At 63.4% G+C, this 19,046-nt stretch carries 16 protein-coding genes; 6 read left to right on the top strand and 10 right to left on the bottom strand.

From position 1 onward, the window contains the following. Window positions 1–77: 77 nt before the first annotated feature. The gene (locus SINAR_RS0121565; RefSeq protein ID WP_028000997.1) at window positions 78–1,367 is read right to left on the bottom strand and encodes an NAD(P)/FAD-dependent oxidoreductase; all 1,290 of its coding nucleotides are present in this window, start codon (window positions 1,365–1,367) and stop codon (window positions 78–80) included. Window positions 1,368–1,519: 152 nt separating this feature from the next. Next, complete coding sequence (locus tag SINAR_RS0121560; RefSeq protein ID WP_028000996.1) at window positions 1,520–2,926, bottom strand: L,D-transpeptidase family protein; 1,407 nt, start codon at window positions 2,924–2,926, stop codon at window positions 1,520–1,522. 167 nt (window positions 2,927–3,093) lie between these two features. On the opposite strand from SINAR_RS0121560, the gene SINAR_RS0121555 reads away from it, so the two are divergent. Together SINAR_RS0121555 and SINAR_RS0121550 are read left to right on the top strand one after the other, a co-directional pair. Continuing rightward, the gene (locus SINAR_RS0121555; protein WP_028000995.1) at window positions 3,094–3,930 is read left to right on the top strand and encodes a DUF4432 family protein; all 837 of its coding nucleotides are present in this window, start codon (window positions 3,094–3,096) and stop codon (window positions 3,928–3,930) included. 72 nt (window positions 3,931–4,002) lie between these two features. Next, on the top strand, window positions 4,003–4,341 hold the full coding sequence (locus SINAR_RS0121550; RefSeq protein ID WP_028000994.1) for a protein tyrosine phosphatase family protein: 339 nt from the start codon (window positions 4,003–4,005) through the stop codon (window positions 4,339–4,341). Between the two features lie 43 nt (window positions 4,342–4,384). Here the strand turns inward: SINAR_RS0121550 and SINAR_RS0121545 are convergent, their stop codons facing one another. From SINAR_RS0121545 to SINAR_RS0121535, 3 genes are read right to left on the bottom strand one after another with little or no spacing between them, the layout of a single operon-like run. Next, window positions 4,385–6,031 (bottom strand): thiamine pyrophosphate-binding protein, encoded by a 1,647-nt coding sequence (locus tag SINAR_RS0121545; protein WP_028000993.1) that lies wholly within the window; start codon window positions 6,029–6,031, stop codon window positions 4,385–4,387. Window positions 6,032–6,067: 36 nt separating this feature from the next. Continuing rightward, window positions 6,068–7,021, bottom strand: coding sequence for a DMT family transporter (locus SINAR_RS0121540; protein WP_028000992.1), 954 nt, complete (start codon window positions 7,019–7,021; stop codon window positions 6,068–6,070). Further along, window positions 7,018–7,962 (bottom strand): alpha/beta fold hydrolase, encoded by a 945-nt coding sequence (locus tag SINAR_RS0121535; RefSeq protein WP_028000991.1) that lies wholly within the window; start codon window positions 7,960–7,962, stop codon window positions 7,018–7,020. Before SINAR_RS0121535 ends, SINAR_RS0121540 begins: the two co-directional genes overlap by 4 nt. A 189-nt stretch (window positions 7,963–8,151) precedes the next feature. On the opposite strand from SINAR_RS0121535, the gene SINAR_RS0121530 reads away from it, so the two are divergent. The 4 genes from SINAR_RS0121530 to metF all read left to right on the top strand — a co-directional run bounded on the left by SINAR_RS0121530 (window position 8,152) and on the right by metF (window position 13,002). Continuing rightward, window positions 8,152–8,919, top strand: coding sequence for a ribonuclease T2 (locus SINAR_RS0121530; protein WP_028000990.1), 768 nt, complete (start codon window positions 8,152–8,154; stop codon window positions 8,917–8,919). Between the two features lie 120 nt (window positions 8,920–9,039). Next, complete coding sequence (gene ettA, locus SINAR_RS0121525) at window positions 9,040–10,689, top strand: energy-dependent translational throttle protein EttA (protein WP_028000989.1); 1,650 nt, start codon at window positions 9,040–9,042, stop codon at window positions 10,687–10,689. Between the two features lie 346 nt (window positions 10,690–11,035). After that, entirely contained in the window at window positions 11,036–12,058 is a 1,023-nt protein-coding gene (locus SINAR_RS0121515) for an ArsR/SmtB family transcription factor (protein ID WP_028000988.1), read from the top strand. A 2-nt stretch (window positions 12,059–12,060) separates the two neighbouring features. Then, on the top strand, window positions 12,061–13,002 hold the full coding sequence (metF, locus tag SINAR_RS0121510) for a methylenetetrahydrofolate reductase [NAD(P)H] (RefSeq protein ID WP_028000987.1): 942 nt from the start codon (window positions 12,061–12,063) through the stop codon (window positions 13,000–13,002). Between the two features lie 511 nt (window positions 13,003–13,513). On the opposite strand, the gene SINAR_RS0121505 is transcribed toward metF, so the two are convergent. The 5 genes from SINAR_RS0121505 to SINAR_RS0121485 form a co-directional block, all read right to left on the bottom strand. Further along, on the bottom strand, window positions 13,514–14,458 hold the full coding sequence (locus SINAR_RS0121505; RefSeq protein ID WP_028000986.1) for a DMT family transporter: 945 nt from the start codon (window positions 14,456–14,458) through the stop codon (window positions 13,514–13,516). Between the two features lie 168 nt (window positions 14,459–14,626). Further along, complete coding sequence (locus SINAR_RS0121500; protein WP_028000985.1) at window positions 14,627–15,844, bottom strand: lytic murein transglycosylase; 1,218 nt, start codon at window positions 15,842–15,844, stop codon at window positions 14,627–14,629. A gap of 137 nt (window positions 15,845–15,981) precedes the next feature. Further along, the gene (locus tag SINAR_RS0121495) at window positions 15,982–16,767 is read right to left on the bottom strand and encodes a glycoside hydrolase family 25 protein (RefSeq protein WP_028000984.1); all 786 of its coding nucleotides are present in this window, start codon (window positions 16,765–16,767) and stop codon (window positions 15,982–15,984) included. 159 nt (window positions 16,768–16,926) lie between these two features. Next, window positions 16,927–17,592, bottom strand: coding sequence for a class I SAM-dependent methyltransferase (locus SINAR_RS0121490; RefSeq protein WP_028000983.1), 666 nt, complete (start codon window positions 17,590–17,592; stop codon window positions 16,927–16,929). Further along, window positions 17,589–18,839 (bottom strand): BtaA family protein, encoded by a 1,251-nt coding sequence (locus tag SINAR_RS0121485; protein ID WP_028000982.1) that lies wholly within the window; start codon window positions 18,837–18,839, stop codon window positions 17,589–17,591. The genes SINAR_RS0121490 and SINAR_RS0121485 overlap by 4 nt, the downstream gene beginning before the upstream one ends. Between the last annotated feature and the right edge of the window lie 207 nt (window positions 18,840–19,046).

Genomic DNA, 19,046 nt, shown 5'->3' with positions numbered 1-19,046 from the left:
CCGCCCGCATCCCACTCTAACACTTTGAAACCACGCACTTCCGCCCGGAAAACCGCGACACCCTTCCCGGAAGGGCCCTAGAATCGGTTGTCGATGAAGTGCTTCGCCTGGGCGCCGGCGTGGTAGAAGACGGATTTCAGAGTCCGCCACGGATCCGGAATGATCGGCGTCTCCGCAAGCGGGATCGCGGACGTGTCGCCGGTCACGTGACGGGCAAGAGCGCGGCCGAAGACGGTGCCCGGGGCGATGCCACGGCCGTTGTAGCCGCTTACAGAGACTACGTTGGGAGCGAGCACATGCATGGCCGGCAGGTTGTTGGTCGTCATGCCGATGCGGCCGTCCCACCAGTGTTCGAAGCGGAAGTCCCCGATATAAGGAAAGAGCTTACGCACCGACCGGACGGCGAAGGCCCGGTGTGTGCCTGCGGCGATCGCATCGAGCCTGCCGATCGATCCGAAAATCAGCCGGTTCTGCTTGTCCATGCGGAAGGAGGTCATCACCAGCCCCGTGTCCCAGGCGCCCTGGCGTTCGGGCAATATCCGCGCGGCCACGTTGTCGGGCAGCGGATTGGTCGCGAACTGGAAATAGGGAAGGATCGTGAGTTCCTGCCGGTACTCTTTCCATGGGACATCGCCGACAAGGCCGCCATAGGCATTGGTGGCGAGAATGACGTGACGGGCGGTGACCGTGCCCCGCCCGGTCTTCAGTTTCCAGAGATCGCCTTGGCGGCTGGCTGCAAGGAGGGGGGTGTCGGTGAAGATTTCGGCGCCGGCGGCAATCGCTGCGCCAGCCAGTCCTCGCGCATAGGCGAGCGGCTGTATCGTCCCGGCGCGGCGGTCGAGCAGCGCGCCGGTGAAGCCCTCGGCCCCCGAAAGCGCGTGCGCCTTTTCTGCCGAATGCACTTCAACAGGAGCACCGCGCCTTTTCCATTGCGCCTCGCGCTCTCGGATTTCCTTCAGGCCCCCCGCACCGACAGACATATGCAGCGTGCCGTTCCGCACGGCTTCGCACCGGATTCCATACTTGGCGACAAGATCGTAGACGAGCGACGGGCCGCTGCCGAGCTCGTCGAGGAGCCGGTTGCCCGCTTCTGCTCCAAGCGTTGCGATCAGGTCGTCCGGCTGTACCCACATGCCCGCATTGACGAGGCCGACATTGCGGCCCGAACCGCCGAAGCCGATCATCCGCGCTTCCATGACCGCTGTCCGGACTCCCGTTTCGGCCAGGTGAAGCGCAGCCGAAAGGCCCGTAAAGCCACCGCCGACAATCGCCACCTCGACCGTCAGGTCGCCTGCAAGCGGAGCGGTGTGCGGAGCGGCCGGTGCCGTCGCATGCCAGAGATTGGGGAGAGCACGCTCCGTTGCCATCGCGGACAGTTCCTTCGACCAGGGGTTATTCCGCCTGTGATAAGGCCAATGCAGAAGAGATTTTCATGACAATGTCTCATGACGTGATGAGGCGGCAGGGGCCGCCGCGTCCGGCCCCTGCCGCAGCGGGGGCCAGGCCTTTCAAAGCCTCGTCAGTCGACGAATTCGACCGTGACGCCGGTGCTCACCATCTTGCCGAGTTCGGTCGCATCCCAATTGGTCAGGCGGATACAGCCATGGCTCTGGGTCTTGCCGATCTTCGACGGCTCCGGTGTCCCGTGGATGCCGTAGGTCGGCTTCGACAGCGCGATCCAGACAGTGCCCACCGGACCGTTGGGACCCGGCTGCAACTGGAGGATCCTATCGTTCGCGCCCTGCTGGAAGTTGATCTTTGGGTTGTAGGTGTAACCCGGATCGAAGGCGATACGCTCGACCGTCACCGTACCGGAAGGTGACGGCGTGTCGGCCGACCCGATAGTGGACGGATAGGCGGCGATCAGTTTTCCAGCCTCGTCATAGGCGAGCACCTGCTTGCGGCCCTTGTCCGCGACGATGCGCGACACCTTGCCCTTCTTGTTCGGACCCGGATTGATGACCTTGATGGTGGTGCCGGGAATGGAAAAGTCGACGCCCGGATTGAGCTCCCGCAGATACGCCTCGTCCATGTGGAACTTTTCGCCGAGCATCTCCGTCACGGACGTGAAGGATAGATGCGGAAGCTGCGCCTTGTGGGCGTAATCTTCCGGGATGGAGGCGACGAAGGGGCCGGCGGCGTCCGCGGCGGTGATCGTGTAGGTCGTAATCGGCAAGCCGCCGTTGAAGCGCAGCCGCTCGAGGATGTCCTCGGTATTGTTCGGGTCGAGCGTTTCGCCCGTTGCCTGCTGCCAGGCTTCGATTGCCTTGGTGACGTTGGAGCCCATCTTGCCGTCGATCACGCCGGGCGAAAAGCCCTCGCGGTCGAGGAAGACCTGCAGGGCGGCGATCTCCGCGCTCGACTTTCCCTTCACCGTCATGGCCGGCGGCATCGGCTGCGCCAGCGGGTCGTCGTATTGCGGGTCGTAGGCAGCCTCCTCGCGGTTGGAGAGTGAGGGAAGGCTGTTCGGCAGTTCCTCGCGCTCGACCGGAGCGGGCGCAATATCGCGATAGTCGGGGACGGCGCCTGTGAACTCGCCGGGTTCGGAATAGCCGTAGCCGCGATCGCGGGGATCGGGATAGCCGTCGCGGCCGTATTCGCGGTACCGGTTCCGGCGCCCATAGCCGTCATTCGGCACGACGGTGGCGATGACATTGCCCCAAGGGTCCACGAGCACCGTGCGTCCGCGGCGATCACGCATGGCGTGCGCCTCGGCCTCTCCGGGAATATAGTCGAGAATATCGCCTTCGGGGGTGACGAGCATCACGTCGCCGCCGCCCCAATAGCCACCATAGGCGTCCTGTGCGTTGGCGGGCGCAAGCTCCACGGCAATGAGGGTGAGTGCTGCGAAGAGCGAAAGGCCGGTGCGGGTCGCGGGCGTCACGAGGGAACCTGTCTTCATGGCGGTTGCTTTGCGGCGGTACATACCGATTTGGACGTTAATGTGAAAAAAGTGAATTCATCATGAACAGCCGGTTAAATTAGTTAGGCCAACATACTGCCCATTGCAACGCTCGCCGAAATGGCCCGGTTCCGGGGCTTCGACTATCATCGATTCTCTGCCTGATTCCGGGCTTCTTCTCTGGAGGTGAAATGCGGACGACCTTGAACGCCGCCGGTGACGCGCCGGGCCACCTTCTGTTCGACCCGTCCTCGGCACTCGACGTCGCAGCCTTCGTCGTCGCCGGCGTCGATCTGTCGCCCGGCGCGGCGATCCCCTCGGACGGCGATCCGCGCATCGACCGCGCGCTCGCGGGCTTCCTGTTCACCTGCGGTCCCGAGCACATTCGTCATCCCGAGCCTCTGGAAGGCCGCGCGGGCGAATACTATCCCCTGCATGGTTCTCTCGCCGGCACGCCTGTCAGCAGGACCGAGATGTGCGGTGCAGGCGATCGTTGCGCTGCCGTCACCGAAGTCGATCTCGCCTGCGGCGGCCGGGCGGCTATCGAGCGGCTCTGGCAAGTCGATGCGACAGCGCGCGCCGTGACGCTTTCGGACCGGGTCGTCAACATCGGTTCGTCGGCGTTCGCGCCGATGATGATGTATCACATGAACATCGCGGGCCGGCTGCTCGGCGGGCAAACGCGGATCGAAAGCCCATCGGTCGACGGCGGATCGCTTGCCTGGCGCTTCGGCGAGGGGGAAAGTGCACATTTCTGCCGCCCGGCAGTCGGCCGCGACGGGTGGTCGGAGGTGGCGCTGACCGCGATGCCCTTTCTTCAGGGACGCGCACTTCGCGTGCGGTTCCGGACCGACACACTGCCGTTCCTGCAGATGTGGCGCTGCCAGCGCGGCGGCGCCGATGTCGTCAGCATCGAACCGGCCTCGCATCGCCTGGCGAAGCGGCCGCAGCTTGCCGCAAACGGGGAACTCCCTGCTCTTCAACCCGGCCAGTCGCGCGATTATCGGCTGGCTTTCGCGGTCTCTTGACGGCGCCTTCTCGATTGACGCCGCCCGGTGCCGGGCCTAAATCAAGGCAATGCTTTTCTTGAGGAACGCCACATGGACATTCGCCAGATCAACGATGAGTACTCGGTTTCGGGCCAGATCACCGTCGACGACCTCGACGAGATCAAGGCACTGGGCTTCAAGTCCATCGTCTGTCATCGCCCGGATTTCGAGGCGCCTGATCAGCCGACCTTCGATGCCATCGCCGCGCGTGCCCAGGAACTCGGGCTGGAGATCACCCATATTCCGATCGGTCCGATGGGCGTGACTGCGGATGCGGTGAAGAGCATGGTCGACGCTCTCGACGAATTCCGGCGCCCGATGCTCGGCTATTGCCGCTCCGGCGCGCGCTCCACTGCGGTCTATCAGCAGACATTGCACATTCGGGGCTGAGGCGGGGCCCGGCTGCAGCCGGGCCACCAAATGCACTTACCCCTTACCCCTTCCGGATTTCGCTGAGCGTCCGCGTCGGCGTGATCGCTTCGGGATCGAGCTTGATCTCGATGATGGCCGGCTTGCCGCTCTCACGCGCCCGCAGGAAGGCTTCTGCGAATTCTTCCGTCCGGGCTACTGTCTCACCGTGGCCGCCATAGGCGCGGGCGAGCGCTGCAAAATCCGGGTTCGTCAGATCCGTGGCGCTGACGCGACCGGGATATTCGCGCTCCTGATGCATGCGGATCGTGCCGTAGATACCGTTGTTGACGACGAGGACGATGATGGGAAGTTCGTGGCGGACGGCGGTTGCGAATTCCTGGCCGTGCATCAGGAAACAGCCGTCGCCGGCAAAGCAGATCACCTCGCGATCGGGATGAAGATGTTTGGCCGCGACCGCGGCCGGCAGGCCGTAGCCCATCGAGCCGGAAGCGGGAGCAGCCTGCGTTCCATAACGGCGGAAACGGTGGAAGCGATGGAGCCAGGTGGCGTAGTTTCCGGCGCCGTTGGTGAAGATCGTCTCCGGCCCCGTGTTCGCCTCCAGCCAGTTCACGATGGGGCCCATCTGCACATCGCCTGGCCCCTTTTCCGGCGGCGTCGACCATCTGAGATAGGCCGCATGCATTTCCCTCGTGCGGGCGGACCAGGTGGGCTCGGCCGCAGGCGCAAGGTTCGAGAGCGCCGCGACGAAGTCGCGCGGGCTTGCGGCAATTGCGAGGTCCGGACGGTAGACCCGGCCCAGCTCGCCCGGATCCGGATGGACATGTACCAGGGTCTGCCTGGGGTAGGGCACGTCGATCAGCGTGTAGCCGGAGGAAGGCATCTCCGAGAACCGTCCGCCGACGAGGAGGACGAGGTCAGCCTCCCTGATCTCGCCTGCCAGCGCCGGATTGATGCCGATGCCGACATCGCCCGCGTAGCTCGGATGCAGGTGATCGAAAAGCATCTGACGGCGGAAGGAGCAGCCGACCGGGAGCTGCCAGCGCTCGGCGAAGCCCTGGAACGTGGCCACGGATTCGGCGGACCAGCGCGTACCGCCGAGAATGGCGACCGGCCTTTTTGCGCCAGAGAGAAGCTCTGCGAGGTGAGCGATCTGCCCTGGGCCCGGGTGGCTCTCGACCGGCCGATAGGCGCGGGCGGCCGGGGCCTCGGTGCTCTGCGTCAGCATGTCTTCCGGTAAGGTCAGGACCACCGGGCCGGGGCGGCCGGACGTCGCGACGGCAAAGGCACGCGTGACGAATTCCGGGATGCGTGCAGGGTCGTCTATTTCGCCGACCCATTTTGCCATTTCCGTGAAGGCCCGGCGATACTCGATCTCCTGGAAAGCCTCCCGCTCCCGGGCGTCGCGCTGCACCTGGCCGATGAAGAGGATCATCGGGACAGAATCCTGCCGGGCCACGTGGAGGCCGGCGGAGGCATTGGTTGCGCCGGGGCCGCGGGTGACCATGCAGATGCCGGGTTCGCCCGTCAGCCGGCCCCAGGCATCCGCCATCATTGCCGCCCCGCCCTCCTGCCGGCAGACGACGACCTCGATGTCGGCATCGCAAAGCGCATCGAGCACCGCCAGATAGCTTTCGCCCGGAACGCACGAGATGCGCTTCACTCCGTTTGCGACAAGCGCCTCCACCACCAGTTGTCCGCCCGTTTTCATATATGCACCTCCCAATGCTGTCCTGTTTCGCCGATGTCAGATAGCCGGCGACACCGGCGCGATACCCGCTGTCTTCTGCATCTGCCGCTCGCGCCAGATGATATAGAGTCCTGAACCGATGATAATCGCGATGCCCAGCCATTTCAGCGCGTCGGGCAGGTCGCCGAAGACGAGCCAGCCGAAAATCGTCGCCGACACGATCTCGAGATATTGCAGCGGCGCGAGCACCGATGCGGGCGCCGCCCGATACGCATAGACGCCAAGCACGCCGGAGATCGTCGCGGTGACGCCGACCCCGGCCAGATAATACCAGGCGCGTCCTTCCGGCCAGACCGGATCGAAGACGCTCGATCCGCTGCCCTCGCCGAACCAAAGCAGCGCGAGACAGAAGAGACCGCCCCAGATGCCGGCATGGAATTGCATCGACCAGGGATCCTCGTTCTGCGCGACCATCCGTGTCACGAGCAGGAAAAAGGCGAGGCCGAAGGCGGCGACGATCGGCAGAAGCGCAATCGGGCCGACCTGCTGCATGCTCGGCTGGATGACGAGCAGCGCACCGAGGAAGCCGACGGCGCAGGCCGTATAGCGGCGCCAGCCGATCGTCTCCTTCAGGAATATGCTGCCGAGAATGGTGAGGATGATCGGTTCCACGAAGAAAATGGCGATCGCATCGGCCACCTCCATGACCTTCAGCGTGGTGATGAAGGAAAGCATGGTCACCACGAGAAGGCCGCCGCGCAGCGCATGCAGCGCACTCTTGCGCCATGTGAGATCGAAAAGCGTGCCGCGCAGAAGGACGATCGGCAGGATGAAGACGATCTGCAGGAGGAAGCGGGCCGCCGTGATCTCGGCCGAGGGCACCGTCGCGATGGCGAGCTTCGAGAAGATGTCGATCAGCGGCGAAAGCAACACCGAAAGGACCATCAGCGTCAGACCGTAGGAGATACGGTTGTGGTCGATCGCCGCCTTGGAAAGGGAGAATTCGCTCATGAAGCCTGACGCTTCCCCCGGACTGCCTTGAGGCACCAGGCGGCGAATTCCTCTGTCGCCTTTTCCCGGCCGATCTCGTTGAGCGTTTCGTGGCGCATGCCCTCTTGAATCGCGATCGTGACATCCGTCATGCCCCGCGCTTTCAGGCGGTTCCCCAGCCAGCGAACGGCTTCGCCGTTGAAGGTGGATGGGTCGGCGCTGCCGCCGACGAGGTGGACCGGCAGGCCCGGCGGCAGCCGCGACAGCCGGTCGCGGCGGGCGCCCGCAAAGGCGAAGGCAAAGACGTCGAGCCACAGCGATACGGTCGGGTCGAAGCCGCAGAGCGGATCGGAGATATATCTGGCGACCTCGCCTTCATCGCGCGACAGCCAGTCGAAATCGGTCTTCCGGTCGGTGACACTCGTGCTCCAGGCGCCGAAGGTGAGTCTGGTTACGAGCGGGCTCGGCACGTCCGATCCCTTCAGCATCTTCTCGACCGCCAGCAGCAGCTGGCCCCCCCGTCCGGCAAGACCCGGCCGGAAATTGGAGTTCCAGACAGCAAGCGCGTCGTAGAGTTCCGGATCGGTCTCGGCGGCGTTCAGCGCGATCAGGCCGCCCATCGAATGGCCGAACAGTACGACCGGCAGGCCGGGATGGCCGGCGACCGCCATATGACGGAGCGCGCGGAGGTCCGCGACGACCTTCGCCGCACCTTCGCGCTGCGCAAACGTGGCGAGAGGCGCGTCGGGAGCGCGGCTCGTGCCATGGCCGCGGTGGTCATGAGCGTACACATGGAAACCGTGGGCGGCCATGCTTTCGGCAAAGCGGGCATAGCGGCCGGAATGCTCGGCAAGGCCGTGGCTGATGACGAGAATGCCTTGCGGTTCGCCGGCGGCGCCGACATGGCGCCAGCCGAGCGTCGCGCCGGTCGGGCTTTGATGCGTCCTCACCTGCCCGAACATGCCATGCGCTCTCCCCACTTGCGGATGCCGTGCGGATATCAAATCGATTTGGGTGGGAAAGGCAATCGCAGCTTGTTGCTCGTTGCGCATGAGATCACAACGAATCTGCGGATGCCGATTCAGGGTTGCAGTTTTCCCGTATATGGTGTTATTTGTTCCTGTTTTGTTTCCTTTGGAGGGTTTGGGGCAATGCAGACAAGCGCGATAGTACATCTGATGAGGTTGGCGGCGCTGGCGTTGGGCTTGGCCAGCGCGCCCCTCGCCGTGGCTCAGGAGAGCTCGGCGGGCGAGGCCGAGACGGGCGCGGGAAAGACGGAATATGTCCTCGCTGTCAGCTGGCAGCCGGGATTCTGCGAGACGCGGCCTGATCGCAAGGAGTGTGTCGACCAGACGGCGGAGCGCTTCGACGCGACCAATTTCTCGCTTCACGGCCTGTGGCCGCTCAAGAAAAGCTATTGCGGCGTGGAAGCGGATCTCAAGGCGCGCGACCGCAAGGGCGAATGGCTGGAACTGCCGGAGGTCGCCGTGGGTGACGAGACGGCCAAGCGCCTGCTCGTCGCCATGCCGGGCGTCAAGTCCGGCCTGGACCGTCACCAATGGCTGCGCAACGGGACGTGCCAGACGGCAGACGCCGAGGACTACTTCACGCTGCAGCTCCGGCTTCTGGAGGAGCTCAACCGCTCGGCCGTACGCGCGCTTTTCGCCGATCGGATCGGCGAGGAACTCGACGAAAAGCAGATCAAGCAGGCCTTCGACCGGAGCTTCGGGGCAGGGGCCGGCGACCGGGTGCGCATGCGTTGCCAGTCGGTGAACGGCCGCGACGTGATCACCGGGCTTACGGTCGGGCTTTCGGGCGACCTGTCGGGCAAGGTCGAACTGCGGGATCTGATCCAGGCGGCAGGACCGACGGAGTTCAAATGCGCAAAGGGGATCGCTGACGCTGCCGGCCGGGGCTGATCGGGCACGCGCATTCGGGAGCGGCGGGGAGCGTCGAGGAAAGGGCCTTTGGCGTTGCCCCGCCATCATAATTCGCCTACATAGCGGGCAAAATTCCCTTCCGATGCGGAGCAATCCTTTATGGCACGTCAATTCATCTATCACATGGCCGGGCTCAACAAGGCCTATGGCAGCAAGAAGGTCCTCGAGAACATCCATCTCTCCTTCTATCCGGACGCGAAGATCGGCATTCTCGGCCCGAACGGCGCCGGGAAGTCGACCGTCCTCCGCATCATGGCGGGTCTTGATACCGAATATACCGGCGAAGCCTGGGTCGCCGAAGGTGCGAGGGTCGGCTATCTCGCACAGGAACCGCAGCTCGACCCCCAGAAGAACGTGCTCGACAACGTGATGGAAGGGGTGGCTGCCAAGAAGGCCATCCTCGATCGCTATAACGAGCTGATGATGAACTATTCCGACGAGACGGCGGAAGAAGGCGCCAAGCTCCAGGACGTCATCGACAGCCAGAACCTCTGGGACCTCGACAGCCAGGTGGAAATGGCGATGGAAGCGTTGCGTTGTCCGCCGGGCGATGCCGAGGTCACCAATCTCTCCGGCGGCGAGAAGCGGCGCGTGGCGCTGTGCAAGCTCCTGTTGTCGCAGCCCGAGCTGCTTCTGCTCGACGAGCCGACCAACCATCTCGACGCGGAAACGATCGCCTGGCTCGAGAAGCACCTGCGCGAGTATCCGGGCGCAGTGCTGATGGTCACGCACGATCGCTACTTCCTCGACAACGTCACCGGCTGGATTCTCGAGCTCGACCGCGGCCGGGGCATTCCCTATGAGGGCAACTATTCCGCCTATCTGCAGTCCAAGGCCAAGCGCATGGCGCAGGAAGGACGCGAGGAAGCTGCCCGCCAGAAGGCGATCAGCCGCGAGCAGGAGTGGATCTCCTCGAGCCCGAAGGCTCGCCAGGCGAAGTCAAAGGCCCGTGTCCGCGCCTATGACGAGTTGGTCAAGGCGGCCGCGGACCGGCGCCCGGGCGACGCGCAGATCATCATTCCCGTCGGGGAGCGCCTGGGGCAGGTCGTCATCGAAGCGGAGAATCTTTCCAAGGGCTATGAAGATCAGCTGCTGATCGAAGGCTTGAGCTTCAAGCTGCCGCCGGGCGGCATCGTCGGCGTCATCGGCCCGAACGGCGCCGGCAAGACGACGCTTTTCCGCATGATCACCGGCCAGGAGCAGCCGGACGAGGGTTCTATCCGCATCGGCGACAGCGTGCAGCTCGCCTATGTGGACCAGAGCCGCGATGCGCTCGACGCGAACAAGACGGTCTGGGAGGAAATCTCGGGCGGCAACGATGTCATCAGGCTCGGCAAGCATGAGGTCAATTCGCGAGCCTATTGCTCGGCCTTCAACTTCAAGGGCGGCGATCAGCAGCAGAAGGTCGGCACGCTTTCCGGCGGCCAGCGCAACCGTGTGCACCTCGCCAAGATGCTGAAGTCCGGCGGCAACGTCGTCCTGCTCGACGAACCGACCAACGACCTCGACACCGAGACGCTGGCGGCGCTCGAAGATGCGCTGGAGAACTTCGCGGGCTGCGCGGTCATCATCAGCCACGACCGCATGTTCCTCGACCGCCTTGCCACGCATATCCTCGCCTTCGAGGGCGACAGCCATGTCGAATGGTTCGAAGGCAATTTCGAAGATTATGAAAAGGACAAGATCCGCCGCCTCGGCCCGGACTCGGTCAACCCGAAGCGGGTAACCTACAAACGTCTGACGCGTTAATCGTCATACGATTGCGGCGGCGCATCGCTGAAGGCGTTCTTTGAGTCTGCATATCTGGCGAAGGCGGCTTCTCCGGTCACCATCGCCAGGCTTCACCGCCGTCATCCTCGGGCTTGACCGCAGTCATCCTCGGGCTTGACCCCGGGGGCAAGGCCGAGGAGGTCGACGGGGAGAGCCGACTGGCGAGGCGTTCTGAAATCTCCACAGCCATTTGTCTGCCGGGCGGGCCGCAAGGCCCGCCCGTCTCATATCCTTCAAGCGCCATTCTGTTGCCTTTCTGCGCAAATCTCTTGCGCAGCCGCCGCAAATCACATAAACATATCTTTATGTGTTGATGGGGAAGGCTATGGCTGATCGGGAAACGCTTGGTTTGGATGCGCTGGTCGACGTGCTGAAGGCGGCGGGCGAGCCGACGCGCCTGCGTCTGCTGGCACTGCTCTCGGCCGGCGACCTGACGGTCACCGATCTTACCGAAATCCTCGGACAGTCGCAGCCGCGCATTTCCCGCCATCTGAAATTGCTGGCTGAGGTCGCGCTCATCGATCGCTATCAGGAAGGCGCCTGGGCCTATTTCCGCTTGCGGCAGGAGGGACGTCGCGTTGCTCTGGTCCGCGAGCTTCTCGCGTCGGCCGCAGCCGACGATGCAATTCTGGCCAGGGATGCAATCCGCCTTGCCACATTGAAAAGAACCCGCGCGGAGAAGGCGCAGGCCTATTTCAGCCGGAACGCGGCCGAGTGGGACAAGCTCAGGCGTCTGCATATCGCCGAAGGCGACGTCGAGGCCGCGCTCAAGGCGATGGTCGGCGACGAGCCGGTCGACAGCCTGCTCGACCTTGGCACAGGTACAGGACGTATCCTGCAGCTCTTCGAGGGTATCTACCGGCGCGGCATCGGCGTGGATGCCAGCCGCGACATGCTGGCAGTGGCGCGGTCCAACCTGGACAGGGCCGGCATCACCAAGGCGTCGATCCGCCACGGCGACATCTTCAACCTGCCGCTCGACGGGCAATCCTTCGATCTCGTCACGATCCATCAGGTGCTGCATTATCTGGAGGAGCCGGAAGCGGCGATTGCCGAGGCCGCACGCATGCTCGTACCGGGCGGCCGGCTCGTGATCATCGACTTCGCGCCGCACGGGCTTGAAAATCTGCGTGACGAGCACGCTCATGCGCGCCTCGGCTTCTCGCATCAGACGATGGGCGAGTGGCTGCAGAAGGCGAATCTTTCGCTCGAGAAAACGGCCGATCTTGCGCCGGAAGGCGGGCAGGAGGGGAAACTCACCGTCACCATCTGGCTGGCGCGCGATCAGCGCGCGGTCGAAACTGTTGCCGACAGGCCGCGCCAGCGTCTTCATGCAGGGGGAGTTTGAGAATGAACGGACGGACGCTTAATCCGGTGGACTGTAGCGCGCTTAGATTTTCCTTCGAGTATTTCCCTCCGAAGAACGACGAGATGGAGGTGCAGCTTTTCCAGACGGTCACGGCTCTCTCCGTCTTTGCGCCTGCCTTCGTCACCGTGACCTACGGAGCCGGCGGGTCGACCAAGGCGCGCTCCCTGACGGCAGTCAAGCGGATGATCGGGGAGATGGAGATCAGGAATACGGCTGCGCATCTCACCTGCGTCGGCGCGACGAAGGCGGAGGTGGATGCGGTCATCGAGGAGTTCCTGGCCTGCGGCGTCAGGCATTTCGTGGCGTTGAGGGGAGATCCGCAAGGCGGTATCGGCAGCGTCTACGAGCCCTTTCCGGGCGGTTACGAGAATGCGGCCGCCCTCGTCAAGGCCCTGCGGGCGCGCGGCGATTTCGAGATCTCCGTCTCAGCCTATCCGGAAAAGCATCCGGAAAGCCCCGACGTCGCTGCAGACATAGACATGTTGAAGCGCAAGGTCGACAATGGCGCAACGCGCGCGCTCACGCAGTTCTTCTTCGACAATGACGACTTCGAGCGCTATCTCGAACGCGTGCGGCGCGCCGGCATCGGAATACCGATCGTGCCGGGAATACTTCCGATCAACAATCTCACACAGGCTCAGAAGTTCGCCGGTCTTTGCGGCGCCAGAGTTCCGGAGTCGCTCATTTCGCGGCTTAGCCCTCTTGACGATCAGCCGGAGGAGCGCTTCAGGGAGGCAGCACATATCGCGGCCGAGCAGATCGTCGACCTCGTCCGCCGCGGCGTCAGCGACGTTCATCTCTACACGATGAACCGCCCGCAGCTCATCACCGCCGTTTGCGAGTTGATAGGCTATGGTCCTGAACTCGCGCCGACTCGCTCGGTCGACACGGGCCGCTCCGTTCGGGCGGTCGTGAGTGCGTGACGCTCGAAAGCCCATGAACGCCGCTGCATTCATGGGCTTTCGGAATGTTGCAGCCTGTCTAATTGCGCCCGAGCGGCCTGTCAGACATCCTTTGCTGCAAAATGGATTTTCCGGAAATTAAAGTCCCGTTTCGGCTGGACTGTCGCTGGCCCTGGCTCACACGAAAAGCATTACGGCCACGAATGCGAACGCTGCACTGATCATAAGGACGTTCAACGAGTGTGTAAGTCCCATAAGCTGATCCTCCCTGCGTTGACGGGTAAAACATAGGGCGAAAAAGCGGCGTACGAAAGCGAAACTTGTGCTGCACTGCGAAACTGCAGACGCCGAATTTTCTGATGGAAGCATCTAAATTGCTGAAAGTACCCGGTAATTTCGAATGCCACATTTTATTCACAATTCCTGCCGGGACGTTAATGTAAACATCTGTAATGCTGCGTGAGGGCGTGAAAGACGATGAATCAGTGCATCGGCGCCCACTGTGCGGGGGCGCGCAGCGCCTGCGGAGCGGTTACCTTCCGGCGGAATATCCGAGCTTCAGGATACGTCCATCCAGGATCGCCAGGCCGGCTGCGATGAGAAGCATGCCGCCGACGTCGGCCGCCTGCAGCGTTTCTCCCAGGAAGAGATAACCGAGCAGGATCGCGCTTGGCGGGACCAACAGCGTTACCAGCGACGTGTTGGTAGCGCCCGCTTCGGCCATGATTCGGAAGAACAGGATATAGCCATAGGCGGTGGACACCAGCGCCAGTCCGAGGATCGCGAGCACGGTCGTGAGCGGCGGCACCGGCATGGTCCATGGCATGTCGACAAGGATCGCGACCGGCAGCATGACGAGCGTCGATGCGGTCAATTGTCCCGCGGCGGTCACCGGCGGCGCGAGACTGCGGAAGCGCTTGCCATAGGTTGCGGACAAGCCGTAGCTGATCGCTGCCAGGACCGGCAGGACGAGCGCCCAGAGCGGCACGTCGCGGGCGGCGCCGAAGAGACCGGCGAGTGCACTCGGCCCTATGAGCACGATGGTACCGGCAAGGCCGAGCAGACAGCCGCTGAACTTCGCGGTGCTCAGCTTTTCATCCTCGGTCGCGACATTGGCGATGAGTACTGTCCAGACCGGCGTTGTGGCGTTGAGGATGGCAGCGAGACCGGCGCCGATATGCGTCTGGCCGAGAAAGATGAAAGCATGCGGAATGGCGTTGTTGATGAGTCCCATCAGCAGAAATTCGCGCCAGCGTCTTGCGAGCGCAGGATAGATGCCGTGGCGGCCGCGCAGATACAGATGCAGTGCAAGAGCGGCGAGGCCGAGGCGCAAAAGCACGAGTGTAAAAGGCGGCACATGGGCAACGGCCACCCGGGCGAAGAAGAAGGAGCCGCCCCAGATGAGGCCGAGCAGCCCGAGCATCGCCCAAAGGCGCATGGTCATGTGGGTGCTGATGGAATTTGCGGTTGAAACCATATCTTGCCTGCGCAGCAGCTTAGCCGGGATAGAGGGCCCGACAATTCAGAATTGTGCAAGCAATATCGCAAGACGCGGGTGTTGCCACCCGCTTCTTGCGTCGCTCCGCGGAGGAGAGAGATTCGGGCGCCTGACTCCGGACGGAACCGCTTCGCAGGGAAATCGCGCTCAGAGCGCCTCCAGCAGACCCGGCGTCGCCCAGCCGTCGGCGGGAAGCCCGAGCTTCAGCTGCTCCTTCTGCAGCGCTGCCCGCGTACCCGAGCCGAGAATGCCGTCGATCTTGCCGACGTCATGACCGAGCGCCTGCAATCTGGTCTGCAGGGCCTTCATCTCGGCGTCGCCGAGCCCCGGTTCCGGGTTGCCCTGCTGATAGGGCGGCGCACCGGCGAGCCGGGTCGCGAAATAGGCGGCCGACGTCGTGTAGATGAAGGACTGATTCCACTCGAGATAGATCTTGAAGTTCGGATAGGTCAGGAAGGCAGCGCCTTTGCGGCCCTGGGGGAGCACCAGCGAGGTTTCGAGCCCACTGTTGGCGGTGTTGCCGTCACGCGGCGTGACGCCGAGGGCGAACCAGTCGCCAGCCGTCATGCCGGACTGCAGGCCCGTCTTTTCCCACGGCAGCTGGTCCGGAACGCTGACCTCCTGAATCCACGGTTCGCCGGCTTTGAAACCCAGGCTCTGGATGAATTTCGCCGCCGTCATGATGGCGTCGGGAGAACTCTTCTTGAGATTGACGTGGCCGTCGCCGTCGCCATCGACGCCATAGGCGATGATGTCTTCCGGCAGCATCTGGACCTGGCCGATCTCGCCAGCCCATGCGCCGGTCGTCGTCGCGGGATCGAGATCACCGTGCTGCACCATCTCTATCGCGGCGAGCAGTTGCGGCCGGAACATTTCCGGCCGGCGGCAGTCGTGCGCCAGCGTCACCAGCGCGTTGCGGGTGTTGAAGTCGCCCTGCACTGCGCCGAAGTCGGTCTCCATCGCCCAGAATGCCGTGATCACGGGCGCCGGAACGCCGAATTCCTGCTCGGCCCGGGCGAAGACATCGGCATATTCCCGCATCTTCTGCGTACCGATGTCGAGGCGCGACTTGCTGACGGTCCGTTTCGAGAACTCGGTGAAGGTCTGCTTGAACACGCCCTGCGTGCGGTCGCGGCTGAGCACCTTCTGATCGATTGCGGTACCTGCAAGAGCCCGGTCGGCGACCTCTGCGGGAATGCCCTTTGCGACCGCTTCGGCCCTGACGCCTTCGAGGAAAGCGCCGAGCTCGCCGCCGCACGCAGCGGCCGGATTCTCTGGCTGAGCCGGGGCTTGCGCCAGAGCCGGCGCGCCCGCAATCGCGAGTAATCCAAAGGAGAGAAGGGCTTTGCGGGCTGTGCCTGTCATTACAATTCCTTTCCATGGCCGGCCGAACAGGAATGCCGCCGGGCCTGAAGCCTGTCGAAGACGAAATCTATCGATGCTCTCTCAAAGCATTATGACCGAATGAAGAAAATGCGGACCATGCCGCGCGGTCGTCTGGTCTACCTTGTCTGCGAAACGGTCGCGACCCACTTCTGCCAGTTCCTTGAGGAACCGGCGAAGGCGTTGATATCGGTGCTGCCCTGGATGCCGGGGATCACGCCGGTGCTGGTATATTGCCAGAAGGCCCAGCGGCGATCGACGTAGATGTCCTTCGGGTGCTTGGCGACCGAGCGCACCCAGAAATGATAGTCGTTGAAGGCGCCGACCAGATTGTCGCGGTGGAAGTCGACGGACGTGTAGATGATCGGCCGTTTGCCGTAGTGGGCCTCGAGCCGGTCCATGAACCGCTTCATTTCGGACCGCACGGTTTCGGGCGAGGGCCGGTGGCGGCAGGTCTTGGATTCGCCATTCCATTCGACGTCCAGGACGGGCGGCAGATGGACGGCGCTCTTCGGTACGTTGGCAATGAACCAGTCGGCCTGGGCGTCGGCGGTGGAGCAGAAATAAAAGAAATGATAGGGCGCATAGGCGAGACCGACGGCACGCGCCTGCTGCCAGTATTCGTGGAAGCGCGTGTCGAGCCGGTCCTTGCCCTCGGTCGCCTTGATGAATGCGAAGGATACGCCGGAACTCTTCACCTTGCGCCAATCGATGTCGCCATTCCACTTGGAGACGTCGATCCCGTGGACACTGTGATGGTGCGGCGTGCGGTCGCCGAAGTCCTGCGGATCGGTATCGTGGAAGCGCGGCTGTATGGAAGCCGTCTTGACGAGGTCGTAATCGGTGGAGGTGCAGGAGGAGAGAATGGTGGCGATGGGCAACAAAGCCAGGAGAAGCCGGCGCATGGGGGTTCCGTTTGGAGACGAACGACGATCCTGCCTCACGCGATGGTTTCCATGATTGATGATGTCCCCCAGGGAGGCGTGACCTCCTTTTCACCATATCATCGTAAAAATTGCGTTAGCTCAAGTGTGAATTGCACCGGACGCTCTCCTCCGTCGCCCCTAAAGCGCTGCGCTGCGATAGACTGCGAGCCAGGCATAACCACGTCCCAGCGATCTGACCTCGAGCGCAGCTCCATTTCTCTCGGCCTTTTCGTGCATCACGTCGAAGAGCGATTCGCGCGGGGTGACGTGGAAACGTCCGAGCCAAGTCTGGAGGAGGCGGCGGAAGCCGGCCGGCCAACCTTCCTGCTGGCCGAAGTCGGCAACATGCAGCGAGCCGCCCGGCGTAAGAGCGGCGATCGCTGCATCGATCGCTTTTTCCCATTCGGGAACCATCGACAGGGCGTAGGAGATGACGATCCGGTCGAACCCATCCTGGTCGAAGGATGCGGCCGTGAAGTTGGTCGCGTCCGCGACGCGCAATACGGCGTCCGTCCGGCCCTGCCTCCGGAGCTTGGTCCTGGCGGTCGCCAGCATCTCGGCCGAGATATCGAGGCCGAAGAGGCGTGCACCGGGGTAGAGATTCCCGATCATGGCGAGATTGCGGCCCGTGCCGCAGCCGACTTCAAGCACGGATGCACCCGGCGGCGGGCTCAATTCACGGATCAGCGTGTCGCGGCCGAAGAGATAGTATTTGCGCGTGATATCATAGATGTATCGCTGGTAGCGATACATGCGATCCATGAGGTGGGCGTGGCCTTCATCCGCGGTCTGCACGGCGTTCAGGCCTTCTTCCGGTAAATGTGGAAGCCGCCATAAATTGCCGAACGGTCCTCAGCACCGAGCCGGGCAGAAGACTCGGCATCATAGTGCCACTGATCGAGCAGGGCGGTGGAGAGGCGCCCTGGCAGGATGCTCGCCTCTGCCGCCGTGCGGAAGATCACGGCGGCTCCGGCGTCGGCGGTGCGGGTGATCTCGGTCCAGAGGTCGTTCAATTGTTGATCGCTCATCCAGTCCTGCGCGTCGAGAAGCACGTAGCGGTCGACGGAGGCGGCGGGCTTGCCGGCGAGAAGCTCGGTGAAGCTTGCATGGTGGACCTCGACGCGCTCCGCGTTGCTGCGAATTGCTTCGTATCGCGAAGCCTGAAGATAGGGCGGCAAGTCGCCCTCGTCCGGCCGCGGATAACGCCGCGCGAAGGCTTGCCAGGCGAAATAGTTTTCGCGCAAGGGAAAATGACAGGTCAGCTTTTCCAGCCGGTGGCGCAGCACCGCGGCGACGGATTTCTCCCGGCTCAGGCTCGCGAGTTCGTCGAATTGCTGCGGCGGGATGCCGAGGCCGAAGAGCGAGCTCTTCCGGCAAGTGATCCAGCGGATCACCGGCCGCTCGAAGAGCGGAGCGAGCTTATCGTCGAAGAACTGCCGCTGTTCGCGCATGGAGCGCGCTTTTACGAAGTCTTCCGGGTTGATTCCATGCAGCCGTGCGAGAAGATGGCTTGCGGCAATGAACCGGCCGAGCAGGCCGGTGCGGTAGATGTTGCGCGTGAAGACGCCGATGCGCCGGCGGCCGGCGAGATCGCGGCCGTTCCAGTAGGCGCGGGTTGCCGGATCGAGCTTCGGCGCCAAGAACACGTCGTAGGCCTGGCTGTTCGAGCGCGTTCCTTCGACGGCGAGGAACCGCACCACGTCCTTGTGGCTCGGCAGGTGGCGAAAGGCCGCGAGCTTCAGCCGGTTCAGCGCAATATGATGGGGATTGAGATCGACCACGTCGATCCGGGCCGGCCCGGCGGAGAGATAGGTCAGCACGTTGCAGCCGCCGGAACCGATTGTCACGATGCGATGTCCAGGACGGATCCGCATCGCCTCCATGTCGACGATCGGGTCTTCCCAAATCTGCGGATAGACGAGCCCGGAAAAGAGCAGTCCGAACAGGCGTTCGGAGAGACCGGCGAGGGAGAGAGCTTTATGCTGCAGGAGCGCGCTCTTCAGTTTCGGGTTCTTCTTGCCGAAGCCGGCATCTGGGGCGAAGTCGGTCATCTTGCCTGTCGTCCAGTTGAAACTGAGCCGCTTCTAAGGTGACTCCGCTACACTTTGATGACGAGGTTTCGCACAGGCTGCGCACGTTTCGACCGCCCCCCATCGGCCGCGCCGCATCCATTGGGGGCTTTTTCTTTCGATCGAATTCTGTTTCCTTCTACAGACCCGGGCGTTGTCGGTTGTGGGGTGGCAGGGCTTCTCATGCCA

It is taken from the genome of Sinorhizobium arboris LMG 14919 (assembly GCF_000427465.1).
In the GTDB taxonomy this organism is placed as follows: domain Bacteria; phylum Pseudomonadota; class Alphaproteobacteria; order Rhizobiales; family Rhizobiaceae; genus Sinorhizobium; species Sinorhizobium arboris.
The sequence above is the reverse complement of the archived record's forward strand: the minus strand, read 5'-3'. Positions and strand labels throughout refer to the sequence as shown.